This window comes from Halalkaliarchaeum desulfuricum, assembly GCF_002952775.1.
In the GTDB taxonomy this organism is placed as follows: domain Archaea; phylum Halobacteriota; class Halobacteria; order Halobacteriales; family Haloferacaceae; genus Halalkaliarchaeum; species Halalkaliarchaeum desulfuricum.
Window position 1 is genome coordinate 2,935,249 of sequence record NZ_CP025066.1, and the last position, 15,151, is coordinate 2,950,399.

Annotated in this window: 16 protein-coding genes and 1 pseudogene; 8 read left to right on the forward strand and 9 right to left on the reverse strand. The window is 65.4% G+C overall.

Annotated elements, in window-relative coordinates:
- Positions 1 to 122 precede the first annotated feature (122 nt).
- The gene (locus AArcSl_RS14525) at positions 123 to 347 is read left to right on the forward strand and encodes a DUF7569 family protein (protein ID WP_119820857.1); all 225 of its coding nucleotides are present in this window, start codon (positions 123 to 125) and stop codon (positions 345 to 347) included.
- Between the two features lie 288 nt (positions 348 to 635).
- Here AArcSl_RS14525 and AArcSl_RS14535 read toward each other — a convergent pair whose 3' ends face one another.
- The 4 genes and pseudogenes from AArcSl_RS14535 to AArcSl_RS14550 all read right to left on the reverse strand — a co-directional run bounded on the left by AArcSl_RS14535 (position 636) and on the right by AArcSl_RS14550 (position 2,764).
- Complete coding sequence (locus tag AArcSl_RS14535) at positions 636 to 1,136, reverse strand: ACT domain-containing protein (protein ID WP_119820861.1); 501 nt, start codon at positions 1,134 to 1,136, stop codon at positions 636 to 638.
- A 70-nt stretch (positions 1,137 to 1,206) separates the two neighbouring features.
- Positions 1,207 to 1,440 carry a hypothetical protein gene (locus AArcSl_RS14540; protein WP_119820864.1) on the reverse strand — a complete coding sequence of 78 codons (234 nt, stop codon included), beginning with the start codon at positions 1,438 to 1,440 and terminating at the stop codon, positions 1,207 to 1,209.
- Positions 1,441 to 1,635: 195 nt separating this feature from the next.
- Positions 1,636 to 1,917: pseudogene (locus AArcSl_RS14545) on the reverse strand (hypothetical protein); the annotation flags it as partial.
- Positions 1,918 to 1,927: 10 nt separating this feature from the next.
- A complete protein-coding gene (locus AArcSl_RS14550; RefSeq protein ID WP_119820866.1) occupies positions 1,928 to 2,764 on the reverse strand; it encodes a Rieske (2Fe-2S) protein in 837 nt (278 codons plus the stop codon).
- Positions 2,765 to 2,894: 130 nt separating this feature from the next.
- Here AArcSl_RS14550 and ppc point away from each other — a divergent pair, with 130 nt between their 5' ends.
- On the forward strand, positions 2,895 to 5,600 hold the full coding sequence (gene ppc, locus AArcSl_RS14555; protein WP_119820868.1) for a phosphoenolpyruvate carboxylase: 2,706 nt from the start codon (positions 2,895 to 2,897) through the stop codon (positions 5,598 to 5,600).
- Between the two features lie 59 nt (positions 5,601 to 5,659).
- Here ppc and AArcSl_RS14560 read toward each other — a convergent pair whose 3' ends face one another.
- Together AArcSl_RS14560 and AArcSl_RS14565 are read right to left on the reverse strand one after the other, a co-directional pair.
- The gene (locus AArcSl_RS14560; RefSeq protein ID WP_245883274.1) at positions 5,660 to 5,935 is read right to left on the reverse strand and encodes a hypothetical protein; all 276 of its coding nucleotides are present in this window, start codon (positions 5,933 to 5,935) and stop codon (positions 5,660 to 5,662) included.
- Positions 5,935 to 6,330, reverse strand: a complete 396-nt coding sequence (locus AArcSl_RS14565; protein ID WP_119820870.1) for a Rid family detoxifying hydrolase — start codon at positions 6,328 to 6,330, stop codon at positions 5,935 to 5,937. Before AArcSl_RS14565 ends, AArcSl_RS14560 begins: the two co-directional genes overlap by 1 nt.
- Before the next feature lie 136 nt (positions 6,331 to 6,466).
- Between AArcSl_RS14565 and AArcSl_RS14570 the strand changes: the two genes are divergently transcribed.
- Positions 6,467 to 7,129, forward strand: a complete 663-nt coding sequence (locus AArcSl_RS14570) for a riboflavin synthase (RefSeq protein WP_119820872.1) — start codon at positions 6,467 to 6,469, stop codon at positions 7,127 to 7,129.
- 63 nt (positions 7,130 to 7,192) lie between these two features.
- On the opposite strand, the gene AArcSl_RS14575 is transcribed toward AArcSl_RS14570, so the two are convergent.
- Positions 7,193 to 8,095, reverse strand: coding sequence for a DUF7351 domain-containing protein (locus AArcSl_RS14575; protein WP_119820874.1), 903 nt, complete (start codon positions 8,093 to 8,095; stop codon positions 7,193 to 7,195).
- Positions 8,096 to 8,672: 577 nt separating this feature from the next.
- Here AArcSl_RS14575 and AArcSl_RS14580 point away from each other — a divergent pair.
- Positions 8,673 to 9,263, forward strand: a complete 591-nt coding sequence (locus AArcSl_RS14580; protein ID WP_119820876.1) for a 50S ribosomal protein L15e — start codon at positions 8,673 to 8,675, stop codon at positions 9,261 to 9,263.
- A 252-nt stretch (positions 9,264 to 9,515) separates the two neighbouring features.
- On the opposite strand, the gene AArcSl_RS14585 is transcribed toward AArcSl_RS14580, so the two are convergent.
- Entirely contained in the window at positions 9,516 to 9,839 is a 324-nt protein-coding gene (locus AArcSl_RS14585; RefSeq protein ID WP_119820878.1) for a DsrE family protein, read from the reverse strand.
- Positions 9,840 to 9,977: 138 nt separating this feature from the next.
- Between AArcSl_RS14585 and AArcSl_RS14590 the strand changes: the two genes are divergently transcribed.
- The 4 genes from AArcSl_RS14590 to AArcSl_RS14605 all read left to right on the forward strand — a co-directional run bounded on the left by AArcSl_RS14590 (position 9,978) and on the right by AArcSl_RS14605 (position 14,062).
- Positions 9,978 to 11,087, forward strand: a complete 1,110-nt coding sequence (locus AArcSl_RS14590; RefSeq protein WP_217563463.1) for a cysteine desulfurase family protein — start codon at positions 9,978 to 9,980, stop codon at positions 11,085 to 11,087.
- A gap of 163 nt (positions 11,088 to 11,250) precedes the next feature.
- On the forward strand, positions 11,251 to 11,829 hold the full coding sequence (locus AArcSl_RS14595; protein WP_119820882.1) for a hypothetical protein: 579 nt from the start codon (positions 11,251 to 11,253) through the stop codon (positions 11,827 to 11,829).
- On the forward strand, positions 11,826 to 12,245 hold the full coding sequence (locus AArcSl_RS14600; protein ID WP_119820884.1) for a universal stress protein: 420 nt from the start codon (positions 11,826 to 11,828) through the stop codon (positions 12,243 to 12,245). The genes AArcSl_RS14595 and AArcSl_RS14600 overlap by 4 nt, the downstream gene beginning before the upstream one ends.
- A gap of 116 nt (positions 12,246 to 12,361) precedes the next feature.
- Complete coding sequence (locus AArcSl_RS14605; RefSeq protein ID WP_119820886.1) at positions 12,362 to 14,062, forward strand: 2-oxo acid dehydrogenase subunit E2; 1,701 nt, start codon at positions 12,362 to 12,364, stop codon at positions 14,060 to 14,062.
- A 17-nt stretch (positions 14,063 to 14,079) separates the two neighbouring features.
- Here AArcSl_RS14605 and AArcSl_RS14610 read toward each other — a convergent pair whose 3' ends face one another.
- Positions 14,080 to 15,135, reverse strand: coding sequence for an NAD(+)/NADH kinase (locus tag AArcSl_RS14610; protein ID WP_119820889.1), 1,056 nt, complete (start codon positions 15,133 to 15,135; stop codon positions 14,080 to 14,082).
- Between the last annotated feature and the right edge of the window lie 16 nt (positions 15,136 to 15,151).

Below are 15,151 nucleotides of genomic sequence, written 5' to 3' on the forward strand. Positions count from 1 at the left end.
CGGCGAGTATAGCCCGCCATCACATGTTAAACGGCACGATTGTATGGCGATACGTGGCGGACGGCCCGGGCGGGGCGACTGCGGGGACAAACCCTTTATCGTCTCCGCCGGGACTGAGCCCCATGAGCGACGGAGAGGAGGACGATCCCTGCCACGCCTGCGGCGAATCGACGACCGACGCGCTGTCGCGGACGGTCCGGCTGAGCGTCGACCGGTCGACGATCGACACCCAGCGGCTCTGCCCGGAGTGTTTCGCCGAGTGGATCGCCCGCTACGAGGAGGAGATGAAAAACGAACGCGCCGCCGGAATCGACGACGACCCGGACTCGGAGATCATCGTCGACTGAGACAACAGTCGTCCCGCAGCCGAACCCGCGGCGTATCCCGACGGCGACCACTCGCAGGCCGCGCCGTCAGTGAGACCGGCCTCGTCGATGTGACTCCGGAGACACGCGTAGTTGCAGAAGGCGCCCGCGTCCGTCCGTTCGAGCCCCTCACGGACGAACACTGGATCGTGACGTTCGACGTCCGAACCGCAGTAGCGACACTCGATCAGAGTGGATCAGCGAGAGTCACGCGTCCCCGAGAGAAAAATCCTTCCCGGACTGGCAGTGATCCAACACCGCACGCGCGCCTCAAAACTCCACGCGCCGGACGTACGGCAGTTCGCGGATCTCCACGAGCAGATCACCCGGCAGCGGGTCGTCGGTGATGAGGTACAGCTTCGGCTCGTCGGTAAACTCCGGATCGTCGGAAAGCACCTGGCGGATCGAGATCCCCCGGTCGGCGATCAGGCCGGTGATTTCGGCGACGATGCCGGCCTCGTCGGCCGCGCCGACCTCGACGGTGAGCACCGACAGGTCCAGCACCGGCGCGAGGTCCATCAGGCTCGGGATCGAGGAGATGTTGCCGAAGATCTCACGGAGTTCGGGATCCTCGAGGATCGCGTCGGTGGTCGAGTCCACGACCCGTCGGTCGATCTCGAGCTCCCGCGCGATCCCAGTGTAGGGGATCTCGATCCCGCCGGAAACCACCCGGCCGTCCTCGTTTACGGAGAACCCCCGCTCGAGCAGCAGCCGGATCACCGCCTGCTGGCTCGGCGACCCCTCGAACTTGCCCATTATTTCGTCGAACATCCGTTGCCGGTGTTGTCGACGGCGCGAGGTTAATCCTTGTGGGTTCCCGGCCGCTCCGCCCGGTCGACGTTCACTCGTTGGGGGACTCCTCTCCGTCGTCGAAAAGACCCATGTCGTCTGCGACGAGATCCGCGATGTGTTCGGCGATGGCGGGATCGACCTCGGCGACGTCCTCGCCGTCGTGGAGGCGCTCGTTGTGTCGCTCGACGGTGTCGGCCACCTCCTCGATCGGGACGCGGGATCTCGTCTCGCAGGCCGGACAGACGATCGGCACTCGCGGCTCCTCCTCGTCGTCGGTTGACATCGGCTTGGGCTACGCGACAGGGATACAAAAAGCAACGCGACGCGGTCTCGGGTCGGACGGTCACGCGTTGTCGGTGTCGTCTGGATCGGGATCTTCGCCGGAATCGGGATCTTCGCCGGAATCGGGATCTTCATCGGAATCGGGATCTTCGTCGGGGTCCCCGGAGTCAGCGGCGGCCGCAAGCGCGTCCGGATCGATCTCGTCGACCGCGCCCGCGAGGGAGGCGGCGTCGCTGGCGACCGTCGTGTGATCGACGCCAGCCTCGTCGGCGACGAGACGGACGTGAGCCGCAAGCAGCGACAGCGCCTGCAGTCCCTCTTCCCGGGGGGAGTCGGCACGCTGGGCGAACGTGGTGTCGACCTCCTCGCCGTCCCGGACGACGCCGACGATGGCGGCGGTGACGCCGTCGTCGTCGAGCAGTTGCCGGGCGTACTCGAGTTCGTGCGCGAACTGATCTTCTTCGGTGTGGGATGTCACAAGTCGGACCTCACTGTGGGCGCGGACGGGCGATGAACAGCGTCCGGACGATGTTGAACGGGTCGTACACCGACTGGTGACACTGACAGTACACCTTGTCTTCGGCGTCGTACCGGACGGAGTCGGGCGTCCGTTTGTAGCCGGGGACACAACAGAAGTGCGTACAGACGTTGAGATACGCCATGAACCCCTCCTCAGTCGATGCCTGGAGCCACTCGCTTTCCTGTGCGGCCTCCTCGATCTGCGTCGACCGGATCACGTTGACCGGAAGCACTTCGTCGGCCCCCTCCGACCGCCACCGGCAGGTAGCGGGCTTGCCGACGCCTGCGGCCCCGATCTCGTTTCCCCACTCCTGGTAATCGTCGAAGTGGTCGATGTGGAGACGGTCGCCCTCGTCATACACATCGTTTTGCCAGTCGTATCCCGGACTGCCGGTGACGTGGAAGTAGTTGTCCGAGTCGAAGTCGGGCTGAATCCCGGCTGCACCCTCGTAGCCGCAGTACTGGAACCACTCGCCGGAGTAGGTCTCGCTGCCGAGGTCCATCCGCGCGACCTCGACTTCGATTCCCTCGATGACCTCCGTCTGGGTATCCGGCCAGATTCCGCGGAGATACCCCTCATCGTCGATCTCGAGAGGGATCTGGGGCATCCCCCGTGGGGCTGGACCCCCGGTGCGTTCGATGGCCATCGCCTCAGTCTGGCCGCCGCCCGCACCGGTCTGTGTCGTGAGGGTGTTGATCGACGCGATGCCCGCCGCGCCGACGCCCGAGAGCGCGGCGCCGCCGACGACACCCTTCACGAACCGCCGACGCCCGGATTCGGAGGGGTACTTGTCCTCTTCGGTCATATCGCACCCTACGGCCCTGCAGTAAAAAGCATGACGACCGAGGGGCTCCACGAAGGCAGACGCCGGTGGGAGAAAGGCAAAAATTCGGGGGACTAATGGTTTTTACCGCCCGGGAACTAACGACGTTGCCATGGAGTTACACGACAGGAGCGTCCGCCGCGACGTACGCGAGCTCGGGGCACTCCTGGGTGACGTACTGGAGGCGCAGACATCGACCGAATCGTTCGAAACCGTCGAGGAACTCCGCACGAACGCGATATCCTACCGGGAGGGGGAACTCGACTCCCGGAGTCCGCTTCGGGAGCGAATCGCCGAGCTGTCACCGGACGAGGCGAGTGTCATCGCGCGCGCGTTCACCGTCTACTTCGAACTGATAAACCTCGCCGAGGAACGCGAACGGGTTCGCACCGTCCGGCACGCCCGCCAGGAGCAGACCCTCGAGGACACCTTCGAGGGGACGGTGTCGGAGCTGATCGAACAGGGCGTAACCGAGGCGGAACTGGAGGAACTCCTCGACGACGTGTTGATCGAACCGACGTTCACCGCCCACCCGACCGAGGCGCGACGCGGAACCGTGAAGGCGAAACTGCGGTCGATCGCCGACCGGATCGAGGAACTCGACGAGAGACGTCTGACCGACCGGGAGCGAACGGCGCTGTGGCGAAAGATCGACGCCGAGGTGAACAGCCTGTGGGGAACCCGACAGGTTCGAAACCGCCGCCCGGAGCCGGCCGACGAGGCGCTGAACGTCCAGTGGTATCTCGAGAACACGCTGTTCGACGTGATCGGCGAGACGTACCGCGAACTGGAGTCGGTCGTCGACAAGGAGTTCGATGACGTCGACGTTCCGAAGCTGTTCGAGTTCCGATCGTGGGCCGGCAGCGACCGCGACGGAAACCCGTTCGTCACGCCGGAGGTGACGACCGAGACACTCTCCCGCCAGCGGTCCGTCGTCGTCGAGAAGTATCGCGACGAACTGAAGGTGCTGTCGGCGGCGCTCAGCCAGGACGGTACCCGGTACGACACCGGAGCTGCGTTCACCGAGCGGCTCGAGGCCGACAGGAACCGGTTCCCCGGGCTCGCCCCGGAGATCGAAACCAGGTATCCCGACGAGCCGTACCGGCAGAAGCTGCGGTTCATGCGCGAGCGACTCGACCGCGTCGACGACGTTCGTCCCGGGGAGTACAACGGCCCCGAGGCGTTCCTCGAGGACCTCGACGCGATTCACCAGAGCCTCGTCGACAACGGCGGGCAGGCCGTCGCCGCGGAGTTCGTCGAGCCGCTCCGTCGGCAGGCCTCGACGTTCGGCTTCGCGCTGGCGTCACTGGACGTTCGGGACCACCAGGAGAACCACACCGAGGCGGTCGCGGAGGCGCTGGAACGCCAGGAGATCGACTACCGCGATCTCGACGAGGAGGGACGCATCGAACTGCTCACCGAGGCGATCCTCCAGGACGAACCGGTGATCGACCCCGGCGATCCGGGGCTGATCTCCGAAACCGCAAAGCGGGTGCTTTCCCGGTTCGACAAACTGGCGGACTGGCAGGAGGAGTATGGCATCCAGGCGATCGACACCTACTGCATCTCGATGACAGAGGAGTCCAGCCACGTGCTCGAGGTGCTGTTCCTGGCAGACCAGGCCGGCGTGGTTGCGTTGCCCGACCACTGCGGGCTCGATGTCGTCCCCTTGCTCGAGACGGAGTACGCGCTCGACGGCGCCGAGCGTATCATGGGCCGGCTGTTCGAAAACGAGGCGTACGCGCAGGCGCTCGCCTTGCGGGGTAACACCCAGGAAGTGATGCTGGGCTACTCCGACTCCAACAAGGAGAACGGCTTCCTGGCGGCGAACTGGTCGCTGTACCGCAACCAGAAGCGGCTCGCGGCGATCACCGACGCCTACGATGTCGACCTGCGGCTGTTCCACGGCCGGGGTGGATCGATCTCGCGTGGCGGCGGGCCGATGAACGAGGCGCTGTTGGCGCTGCCAAACGAGACCGTCACTGGCGAGGTGAAGTTCACCGAACAGGGCGAAGCGATCGCCGAAAAGTACGGCAACCCCGATATCGCCGAGCGCAACCTCGAGCAGATGCTCGACGCACAGGTACGGTCGCGCCACCGGGCGCTCGAAGAGCCCGTCGAGCCGGTAGAAGACGGGTGGCGCAAGGCGATGCAGACGATGGCCGACGCCGCCGGAGAGGCGTACCGCGACCTGCTCGAAGCCGAGGGGTTCGTCCAGTACTTCGAGCAGGCCACCCCGATCACGGTGATCGAGGACCTCAACCTCGGCTCCCGGCCGGCATCCCGGACCGACGAGCGCACCGTCGAGGACCTCCGGGCGATCCCGTGGGTGTTCTCCTGGACGCAGTCGCGGTGTATCCTCCCGGGCTGGTACTCGCTTGCCTCGGGAATCGACGCGTATCTCGAGGACGCTGACGACGAGGAGGCCGCGATCGAGACGCTCCAGGAGATGCACGACGAGTGGCCGTTCTTCCGGACGACGCTCGACAACGCCGCCGTCGCGCTCGCCCGAACGGACATGGAGATTGCCACGGAGTACGCCGATCTGGCCGATCCGGAACTCCGCGAGGAGTTCTTCCCGCATCTTCGGGACGAGTACGAACGGGCGAGCGATCTCGTCGGCACCATCACCGGCCGCGAGTCGCTGGAGCGCCGCGAATGGCTCGAGGGGAGCCTCGAACGCCGCAACCCGTACGTCGATCCGCTGAACCTGCTGCAAGTGGATCTGCTCGACCGGACCCACCGCACGCCCGAGGAGGAGCGTACCCTCCGCTTGACCGTCAACGGGATCGCTGCCGGGATGAAAAATACGGGATAACGTAACGGGTAGCCTGAATCCGGGAGCACTGCTTCCGAATCGGCTGTCTGCTGATTTTCCTATCGGCCCCACTGCAGGAGACGGTGTTCGAACAGGTACGACGTCACGCCGAGGGCGGCTCCGATCGCGCCCGCAAGGGGGAACAGTCCCGCGTAGCCGAACGACAAGTCGCCGCCCAGCAGAAGGTATCCCTGCGCGACGACGAGAAACGCGAGCGCGCCGATCACGCCCCACAGTAGCGCCGACTTCCGGCGATCGCGCGGGTGGATACCGGCGGAACTCTCGATCCCGCCGACGTCGGTCGGACCGTCGGTACCGTCACCGCCGTCCGTCATCACTCCGGGATCGCGTCCGGAACGACGGCGACCGCCTCGACCTCGACGCCGACACCCTTGGGGAGTGCCCCGGCCTGGACCGCCGACCGTGCGGGCGGCTCCTCGTCGAAGTAGGAGGCGTAGGTCTCGTTCATCTCCTCGAAGTCGTCGATGTCCGCGAGGAATACCGTCGTCTTCAACACGTCCTCGGGGGTAGCGCCAGCCTCCTTGAGGACCGCAAACAGGTTGTCGAGCGCCAGTTCGGTCTGTTCGGCGATCGGAGCGTCGTCCAGCAGTTCGCCGTCGGTCGTCAGCGGGATCTGTCCGGCCGTGAACACGAGTTCGCCGGTCGACGTCGCCTGGCTGTACGCGCCAACTGCCGCCGGTGCCTCGTCAGTGTTGATGATCTGCTTCATGCGATTTGCCTTCGTCGCTCGGGGCTCTTTAAAGGTTCTTTCCTGCGATACGTCGTCCGGATCGGTCCCGGGCGAGAGACGGACCGTCCGGAGCGAGATCGACAGCGCCTAAACCGGGCCCCGAGTAGTCTCACCTATGTTCACCGGCATCGTCGAGCGGACCGGGGAGATCGTGGGGGTCGAACGGACTGCCGACGGACGACGGCTCGCGATCGCCGCCCCCGAGATCGCGGACGTCCACCACGGGCAGTCGATCGCGATCAGCGGCGTCTGTCTCACCGTCGAGCGATACGGCGAGGACGTCGACATCGTCGAGGCAGTCCCGGAACTTGCGGAGGGTACCGGAGGCAGCGAACCGGATGCAGGCAGCGTGTTCGAGGTGTTCCTGGCGAGCGAGACCGTCGAGAAGACGTACCTCGGGGAGCTGGGGGTGGGCGATGAGGTGAACCTCGAGCGCGCGCTCGCGGCCGACGGCCGGTTCGACGGGCACCTCGTGCAAGGGCACGTGGACACGGTGACCACGGTGACGGGGATCGAACGTGTCGGTGAGGACTGGCTGTTTTCCTTTGCAGTGCCCGAGGCGTTCGACCAGTACGTGGTTCACAAGGGGTCAGTCGCACTGGACGGCATCTCGTTGACGGTGGCCGAGCGACACGATGACGAGATGGACGTCGCCATCATCCCGACGACCTACGAGCTCACGACACTGTCGGACAAAGAGATCGGCGACCCCGTCCACCTGGAGGTCGACGTCGTCGCCAAGTACGTCGAGTCCATCGCGGAAGGGTATCTGGAGTAAAGCGGGATCCGCCGTCGGGACGGGTCCGCCGTCGGGCACGAATCCGCACTGGGCACAGGTCCGCTATGGTCGTTCGTACTCGATTACCTGCAGTTCCCCGTCGAGGAGAAACCGGAGCGGCTCATCGTCGACCGTCACAGTGACCTCTACTTGGACGGGATCGTCGTCCACGATAAACTCGGCGGACTCGACTGAATCGGGTCGCCGCCAGAGCGCGACGTCACGGTAGTCGTAGCCCGCCTCGTACAAGAGGGAGACGACTGCAGGGTGATCGAGGAGGAGCGAAACCGCCGACGTGTGAGATACCTGCCCACATTCCCGGCATTGGTGAGTTATTTTGACGCGATCGTCTTCGGGGGCCTCCCCATCCAGGTGTGCTCGGGCCACTCGTGTGTCGATCGGGCCGTTACAGAGCGGACAGAACCCGCGAATCGTCTTCTGGATCTCCGAGAGCGTGTACTGCTGCAGCGTGTCCGGGTTCGATTCGATGTCGTGTGCTCCGATCAGAATCGGGGGCGCGTGCATGACGATTCGAACGTCGCAGCCGTCACACGCGACGGTCACGTGGCCGTCCTCGTAGCTCGCCTCGAGCGTTCCGTCACAGTCCGGCACCCCGCAGTCGCCCACAGCCGTCGGGTCGAGTTCCGTGTCGGTTTCGGTGTACACCCCCGAGACGGCGGCGCCGACGATCCGGGCCCCCGTATGTGTCAACGCGTAGCCGTCCTCGCGGTGCTGGACGAACCGCGGAACGAGCTCCGAGAGGTGGTAGTTGAATCGGCCCGAGTCCTGGACGCCGACCCGCTCCCGGAGTTCCGAAAACGGGACCGGGTCGCGCTCGGGACCCTCGATCTCCGCGGGCGTTTCGGTGTGGGCATCCCACAGCGCCTGCAGGATCGAAAACCGAGTCTCGTTGGCGACGATACCGCAGACATCGTCGAAATCCGAGGTCGGACGACCGTCGGTCATAGGCGATACTGTTGCTGGGTTGTTATTATCTTGTCGGCAGAATGAGCAGGCTCGGGTCCTGTGGGCGAGAGGCGCCACCCAAAAGAAGCAGTCGCCCGATCGTTTCAGCAGTCAGACCCCACCCCCGCGATGATGGAGATCGTCCTCTCGAGGCGGGACCCCCGAAAAGAAGACAACAACCGAGGCGATGATCAGTAACACTCCAACGATCATACTGCCGATCGACCACATTGCAATCGACCCTACTGCAAGAGGATAACCGACGAAAAGGAGTCCGATAACGGTACCAATAACAGCAGTAATTTGATTGCTCGAGAGTGTACTGTTCACATACTACACAGTATACCGATCACGTATAAACTCGGTGGCGTCCGGGCCAGCCGACGTTTCGAAGCCCTTAACCCGATTCTCGAAGTAGCAACGGTAACTCGCTGGCGGACGGGCGACCAGTGGGCACCCGAACCGTCGACGGTCGGCCGCGAGCCGGCTCGTCGGCGACGGGACGAAATGTGGCTCGGGGTGGCGCCGATCGGTGCCATCGCCGCGGCTGAATCGCAAGCGCCCGTGGTGAACACCCATGGCACGAAGCTTCTACTCACACATCAAGGAAGCCTGGCGGGACCCCAGCGACGGGAAGCTCGCCGAGCTGCAGTGGCAACGAAAACAGGACTGGCGCGAACAGGGCGCCATCGAGCGGATCGACCGCCCCACGCGGCTGGACAAGGCGCGCGAACTGGGCTACAAGGCCAAGCAGGGCATCGTAGTCGTCCGCGTTTCCGTCCGGAAGGGCGGCGCGCGCAAGCAGCGCTTCACGGCCGGCCGGCGGACGAAGCGACAGGGCATCAACCGGGTCTCGCGGCGCAAGTCGATCCAGCGCATCGCCGAGGAGCGCGCCAGCCGGAAGTACCCCAACCTCCGCACGCTGGCGTCCTACTGGGTGGGCGAGGACGGTACCCAGAAGTGGCACGAGGTCATCATGATCGACCCGAACCACCCCGCGATCGAGAACGACGACGAACTCAACTGGATCTGCGACGACTCCCACAAGGGTCGCGCCTTCCGCGGGCTGACCAACGCCGGCAAATCGAACCGCGGGCTCAACCGCCGCGGCAAGGGCGCCGAGAAGGTCCGCCCGAGCACGACGAAAAACGAGCGGAAGGGTAACTAACCACCTTTTTTAACGGGGGCATCGCGCGCTCTCCGAGCGCGCTCAACCCCCGCCAAAAAATCTGGACCAAAAAAGCCGATGGCTCGGCCCTCCGGGCCTCGCCATCGGTACAATATCTCGCGTTCCGAGCTTTTTCAACGAGTGGTGCGCGACCGAAGGGAGCGCACCCGAGGCAGAAAAAGCTCGACCAAAAATCGATAACTCGGGCCTTCGGCCCTCGCTATCGGTGAACAGCCTCGCATTCGAACCGTATTATCCGATCGTGAGCACCTTGTCGGCGTTCTCGACGACCCGAAGACAGTCATCCATCGTCGATCGTGGTCGGAGATCACTCGGTTCGAGATTCCGTGAATCGAGACACGTCCCGCAGGCGAACAATTCCCCACCGTTCTGGGTGTACTTGCGGATCACCCCGCGCGGATTGAACTTCGGATGCTCCAGGTCCGGCGCCTCCACGCCATCCCCGAGCAGGAAGACCTCGACGGTGTGGCCCGCCTCGAGTGCGGTGTTTGCGAGTCGGAACGCGTTCCAGATCCGTTCGGCGTCGTTCGTCTCGACAATGTATCCGAGATCCATACGGTGAACTCACCGACGGCTTCCTTAAGAGTCTGGCTCGTTCTTCCTGGTGGGCAATCAAAGCCACAGCTTTTGGTTCGGGCTCGCGTACGCTTCGGCAATGCAGTGTCGCTGCAATTCGCACCAGCCATGATTTACATGGACCACGCTGCGACGACGGCGCCGCACGAGGCGGTCGTCGAATCGATGAAGCGAGCGCTCGAAACGTATCATTGCAATCCGTCGGCAGTGTATGCGACAACCGAAGCCGACGCAGTGCAGGCGGCCCGGGAGTCGGTGGCAGAACTGCTCGGTGCGTCACCACAACAGCTCGTCTTCACTGGCGGGGGAAGCGAAGCTGACAACCTCGCGCTCAAGGGCGTCGTGGACGCGACCGACGGCGACCACGTCGTCACCACAACGATCGAACACTCGGCAGTGATCGAGACCTGCAACTGGCTCGAAAAGCGTGGCGTCGAGGTCTCGCGGGTGTCCCCCGGTCGGGACGGCCGCGTCGACCCGGCCGACATCGCCGAGGCGATTCGAGACGACACCGCGGTCGTGTCGGTGATGCACGCGAACAACGAAACCGGCGTCATCCAGCCGCTGGACGCGATCGGAACTATTGCGGCCGAACACGACGTGGTGTTTCACTCCGACACCGTCCAGTCGGCCGGCAAGATCCCGATTGACGTCGACAACATCGGGCTCGATCTGGCCAGCCTCAGCGCACACAAGTTCTACGGGCCGAAGGGCGTGGGGGCGCTGTACGTCCGGGAGGGCGTCGACCTCGAACCGATCATTCACGGCGGCGGCCAGGAGTGGGGTCTGCGAAGCGGCACGGAAAACGTTCCGGGCATCGTCGGCATGGGTACCGCCGCCGAGGAGGCACTGGCGGACATGGACGACCGGAGCGACCGATTGTCCGACCTCAGGGCAGAACTCGTGTCGACGCTCGAGGGAATGGTCGACTGTTCACTGCTTGGGGATCCCGACTGTCGGCTGCCGGGCTATGCGATGCTGGGGTTTCCCGGCCACTCAGGGGCGGCACTCGTCCAGGGGTTTGCAGACCGCGGGGTGGCCGTCTCCAGTGGCTCCGCCTGCCACTCGAGCGATGAATCGCCCTCGCGAGTCCTCGTGGAGATGGGGGTCGATGCTGAACTCGCGGTGGGGGCGGTGCGCTTCTCGCTGGGTCGGGAGACGACCGCCGCCGACGTCGACGCCGTCGAAGCACAGTGCCGGGAGCTGTTCGACGACGCCGACGGCTGAGCTGGGTCTGCGTTGGGGGTGCGCTGAGATGAAGCGAGCGATCGGAACAGGACATATTATCCGTTCGGGGACTCCACATAGACGTAATGAATCAGGACCTGCATCGAAACCGCGAGTGCGTCGATCGACCCGAACAACCCGTGCGACCGAGGGGGGAGCGTCGATGAAGCCGGGACGCGTCGACTTCTTCGTCGATCTCGCGTACGGGCTGTTGATCTTCCTCGCGGTGGTGTTCATCTTTACGGGTGAGACCACCATCGGAATCGCGTTCGGACTTGGAGCGCTCGTCTCGTATGCGATCCACGTGACCTGGAAAATGGCCCGGTTCGATCCCGATTGGATGACCAAGGAAATGACAGAGAACATCGAGGAGACGCTGACCGAAGAAATGACCGAGAACGTCGGCGAAATGGTCACCGAAGAGGTCGGCGATATGGTCACCGAGGAGGTCGGCGAGAAGGTCACCGAGGAGGTCGGCGAGAAGGTCACCGAGGAGGTCGGCGAGAAGGTCACCGAGGAAGTCGCGGCCGAGGTGACCGAAACAGTCGAGGAGAAAGTCACCGAAACAGTCGAGGAGAAAGTCACCGAAACCGTCGACGAAAAAGTCACCGAGGGAGTCACCCAGGAAGTCACCGAAAGCGTCGAACGGGCGATGTCGTCGGAGATCGACTCGATCATCCAGCAGCTCGAAGCGGTCAACGAGCGCATCGACAGACGGGCCACAGAGGGTGACCCCGAATGATCGATCGGGTGCTGGTGGCGATGGACGACTCCGAACTGGGCGAGCACGCCCTCGAATACGCCATCGAGGCGCATCCCGACGCCGAAATAACCGTACTGCACGTTGTCGGGGGCCCATCCGCGATGCTCGGGGGCGCGGCCGAAATCGCGCTGGCGGACGACATCCAGGAGGCCGCCGAAGAGCGGGCGGAGGACGTCCTCAATCGCGCACGGGAGATCGCCGACGAGTACGGCATCGAGATCGACACCGCAGTCGAGATAGGCCGGCCGGCGCGGGCGATCGTCCGGCGAGCGGAAGCGTTCGACACCGTGGTGGTCGGGAGTCACGGCGGTAGCCTCGCCGACAGACTGTTCGTCGGTGACGTCGCGAAGACGGTGTTCCAGCGGTCGCCGGTTCCGGTGACCGTCGTGCGGTGAAATCCCGGACGTCGGTCTCACAACCGCCCAGAAGCGAACGAACCCATCCCGAAACGGGAACAGGTTCCATTCGTGTGGCGGGCGATTTTATGACACGTGAGACACAATCTCGTAGTATGGGATACCTCGTCAAGATGCCGAAACTCGGCATGGAGATGTCGGAAGGAACAGTCGTGGAGTGGCTGTTCGAAGAGGGTGACAGCGTCGAGGCGGACGAGCCGATCGCGGAGATCGAATCCGAGAAGACGAGCGCCGAAATCGAAGCCCGCGAGGACGGCGTACTCAGGCAGATCCTCCTCGCGGAAGGGGAGACCTGCGAGCCGGGAGATCCGATCGGGATCGTGGCCGGGCCGGACGAGGACATCTCCGATCTCGAGGCGGCAGTCGAGGGGGGAGAACCGACACCGGAAGCCGAACCCACAGCGGAACCTACCGGGGAAGCCGAACCGGAGGAGACCACAGCAGAGGAATCCGGGGACGCCGCCGACTCGGCTGCGGACGTGAAGGCGACCCCGCGAGCCCGCAAGCGGGCCGAGGAACTCGGCGTCGACCTCGTCGGGATCGAGGGGACCGGCCCCAGCGGCGCAGTGAGTGCCGACGACGTCGAGGCTGCCGCCGAGGCCGCCACCGAAAGGCAGGCCGAGGCCGACGAGGAGCCAGTCGAGAGCGCTGCGGGGACAGCCGGCCTCACGGTCAGCGAAGAGCGCACCTTCGGGCAGATGCGACAGACGATCGCGAACCGGCTCGGGGAGAGCTACCGCGAAGCCGTCCACGTCACCGAGCACCGCCACGCCGACGCCGAGGCGCTGCTGTCGGCGGCCGACGTCGCCGACGCCGAGCTCGAGGTCGACGTCTCCATCCCGGACATCCTGCTCGTCGCGCTGTCGGCCGCCCTCGAGGAGCACCCCGAGTTCAACGCCACCTTCGAGGAGGACACCCACCGGCTCTACGAGGAGCACAACGTCGGCATCGCAGTCGACGTCGAGCAGGGGCTGCTCACGCCGGTGTTGCGCGACGTCGGTTCGCTGTCGCTGGATGAGATCGCAAAACGGCGCCGCGAGATCACCACCCGCGTGCTCGAGGGCGACTACGACATGTCTGACCTCCAGGGCGGGACGTTCACGGTGACGAACCTGGGAATGTTCGGCGTCGAGCAGTTCGATCCGATCATCAACCCCCCACAGATCGCGATTCTGGGAGTCAACGCGATCGACGAGCAGCCGGTGCGCGGCGACGACGGGGTGACGTTCCGCCGACAGCTTCCCCTCTCGCTGTCGTTCGACCATCGAGTCGTCGACGGCGCCGACGCGGCGCGGTTCCTCGGAACGCTCGTCGAACATCTCGAGGAGCCCTGGCCGCTGTTGCCCGACGCGGTGTCTGCAGCCGCCGACGTGGCGGCTTCCGACGAGGAGGTCGAACTCCCGGAGCGAACCGTGACGACCCACCTCCGAGAGGATCTCTCGGGGTGGATCGAGGCGGGCTCCTTCGAGTGGGAGTTCGACGTCACGGAGAAGTTCGGCGGCAGCGGCGGCCCGACGCCGGTCGATTATTACCTGGGCGCGCTGTCGTCGTGTCTGGCCTCCAGCATCGGCATCCAGGCGGATATCCGTGACGTGGAACTGTCGGAGCTCTCCGTCGAGGCCGAGGCCACCCCCGAGGAGGGGTCAGTCGAGTCGCTCGCCGCACAGGTGACGATCGACGGCGACGCCGACGATGAAACGCTCGAACGGCTCGTCGAGAACGGCGAACGCACCTGCCACGTCGCGGAGTTGCTCCGGGAGGACGTGCCCCTCGAACTGGACTGGGAGCGCCCCTGAACCGCCCCTGACGATCGCTACAGGTCGGTCACGAATTCGCCAACGCGTGCCGCAGCCTCGAGCGTCTCCGCCATCCGGATCAACCGCGGGCCGTCGGCCCGCGCCGCGAGATCGACGGTCGCGTCCGTCAGTTCGAGGTCGCGCTCGCCGTCGACTGCGAGAACGCCCTCCTCGATCGTCGTCGACAGCGTCTCGCCCGGTTCGAGCCGGCAACGCTCCTGGATTCGTATCCGTTCGACCACGCCCGGAGCGACGATCCCCCGGACGACGCGATCTGTGCGCCCCTCGGCTGTCGCGACCGTGTCGTCGGCAAAGCGCAGCCCGATCCCGCCGGGATCGTCGGGACCGTGATCGCCCAGCGCGCCGGCGATCCCCGAGAGCCCGATCTCGCCGGGGGACGCCCGCGAGACGACGCCGACCCGGTAGGCCGTGGCGTCGAGGATCGCCCGCGTGCCGACGAACGGCTCCTCGAGAACGCCGGCGGTTGCGAGTCCACGCCGGGTCCGGTCTGTGTCCCCGCGCACGCTCGCCTCGATCCAGCAGTGGCGATACGTCACCGTGTCGGGATTCACGCGTCCGGTCGCGACCAGTCCGGCCGCGATCCCGGCGACAGTTCCGTCGACCGAGTCGGGGACCACGTTGTTCGTGCCCGTCGAGATCGCCGCGACCGGAACCTCGCCGATCCGGAACCCGACGTCGGCGGTGGTGCCGTCCCCGCCGAGGACGATCGCCGCGTCGGCGATTTCGGCGAGTCGCTCGGCTGCGCGGTGGGTGTCCTCCCGGTGGCCGGTCGCGAGGGTGTCGAGCGTCCGGACGGGAAGTCCCTCGACGTTGTCGACGATCCGGTCGGCGATCGAGCTGACCGTCGGCATCACGCGCGCCTCGATCGGCTCCTCGAGGGACGCGAGTCCGGCGAGGGCGCACTCGGCGGTCCGGCGCTTCGCGTAGTTGTCGCTGACGGCGGCACCCCCGACCAGTCGACGGATGTCGCGACCGGCCGCGGGGTTGACGACCAGCCCGACGGTGGCTGGCTCCCCGGTGGTCGGTTGTCGAGTCGTCGGTTCCCCGTTCACGGTCGATGGTCGATCG

What these genes read in the sequence shown, in the direction of transcription:
- AArcSl_RS14525 (WP_119820857.1), top strand. Translation starts at nt 123, where the DNA reads ATGAGCGACGGAGAGGAGGACGATCCCTGCCACGCCTGCGGCGAATCG.
- AArcSl_RS14580 (WP_119820876.1), top strand. Translation starts at nt 8,673, where the DNA reads ATGGCACGAAGCTTCTACTCACACATCAAGGAAGCCTGGCGGGACCCC.
- AArcSl_RS14550 (WP_119820866.1), bottom strand. Translation starts at nt 2,764, where the DNA reads ATGACCGAAGAGGACAAGTACCCCTCCGAATCCGGGCGTCGGCGGTTC.
- AArcSl_RS14540 (WP_119820864.1), bottom strand. Translation starts at nt 1,440, where the DNA reads ATGTCAACCGACGACGAGGAGGAGCCGCGAGTGCCGATCGTCTGTCCG.
- ppc (WP_119820868.1), top strand. Translation starts at nt 2,895, where the DNA reads ATGGAGTTACACGACAGGAGCGTCCGCCGCGACGTACGCGAGCTCGGG.
- AArcSl_RS14535 (WP_119820861.1), bottom strand. Translation starts at nt 1,136, where the DNA reads ATGTTCGACGAAATAATGGGCAAGTTCGAGGGGTCGCCGAGCCAGCAG.
- AArcSl_RS14585 (WP_119820878.1), bottom strand. Translation starts at nt 9,839, where the DNA reads ATGGATCTCGGATACATTGTCGAGACGAACGACGCCGAACGGATCTGG.
- AArcSl_RS14590 (WP_217563463.1), top strand. Translation starts at nt 9,978, where the DNA reads ATGGACCACGCTGCGACGACGGCGCCGCACGAGGCGGTCGTCGAATCG.
- AArcSl_RS14570 (WP_119820872.1), top strand. Translation starts at nt 6,467, where the DNA reads ATGTTCACCGGCATCGTCGAGCGGACCGGGGAGATCGTGGGGGTCGAA.
- AArcSl_RS14560 (WP_245883274.1), bottom strand. Translation starts at nt 5,935, where the DNA reads ATGACGGACGGCGGTGACGGTACCGACGGTCCGACCGACGTCGGCGGG.
- AArcSl_RS14600 (WP_119820884.1), top strand. Translation starts at nt 11,826, where the DNA reads ATGATCGATCGGGTGCTGGTGGCGATGGACGACTCCGAACTGGGCGAG.
- AArcSl_RS14575 (WP_119820874.1), bottom strand. Translation starts at nt 8,095, where the DNA reads ATGACCGACGGTCGTCCGACCTCGGATTTCGACGATGTCTGCGGTATC.
- AArcSl_RS14595 (WP_119820882.1), top strand. Translation starts at nt 11,251, where the DNA reads ATGAAGCCGGGACGCGTCGACTTCTTCGTCGATCTCGCGTACGGGCTG.
- AArcSl_RS14565 (WP_119820870.1), bottom strand. Translation starts at nt 6,330, where the DNA reads ATGAAGCAGATCATCAACACTGACGAGGCACCGGCGGCAGTTGGCGCG.
- AArcSl_RS14605 (WP_119820886.1), top strand. Translation starts at nt 12,362, where the DNA reads ATGGGATACCTCGTCAAGATGCCGAAACTCGGCATGGAGATGTCGGAA.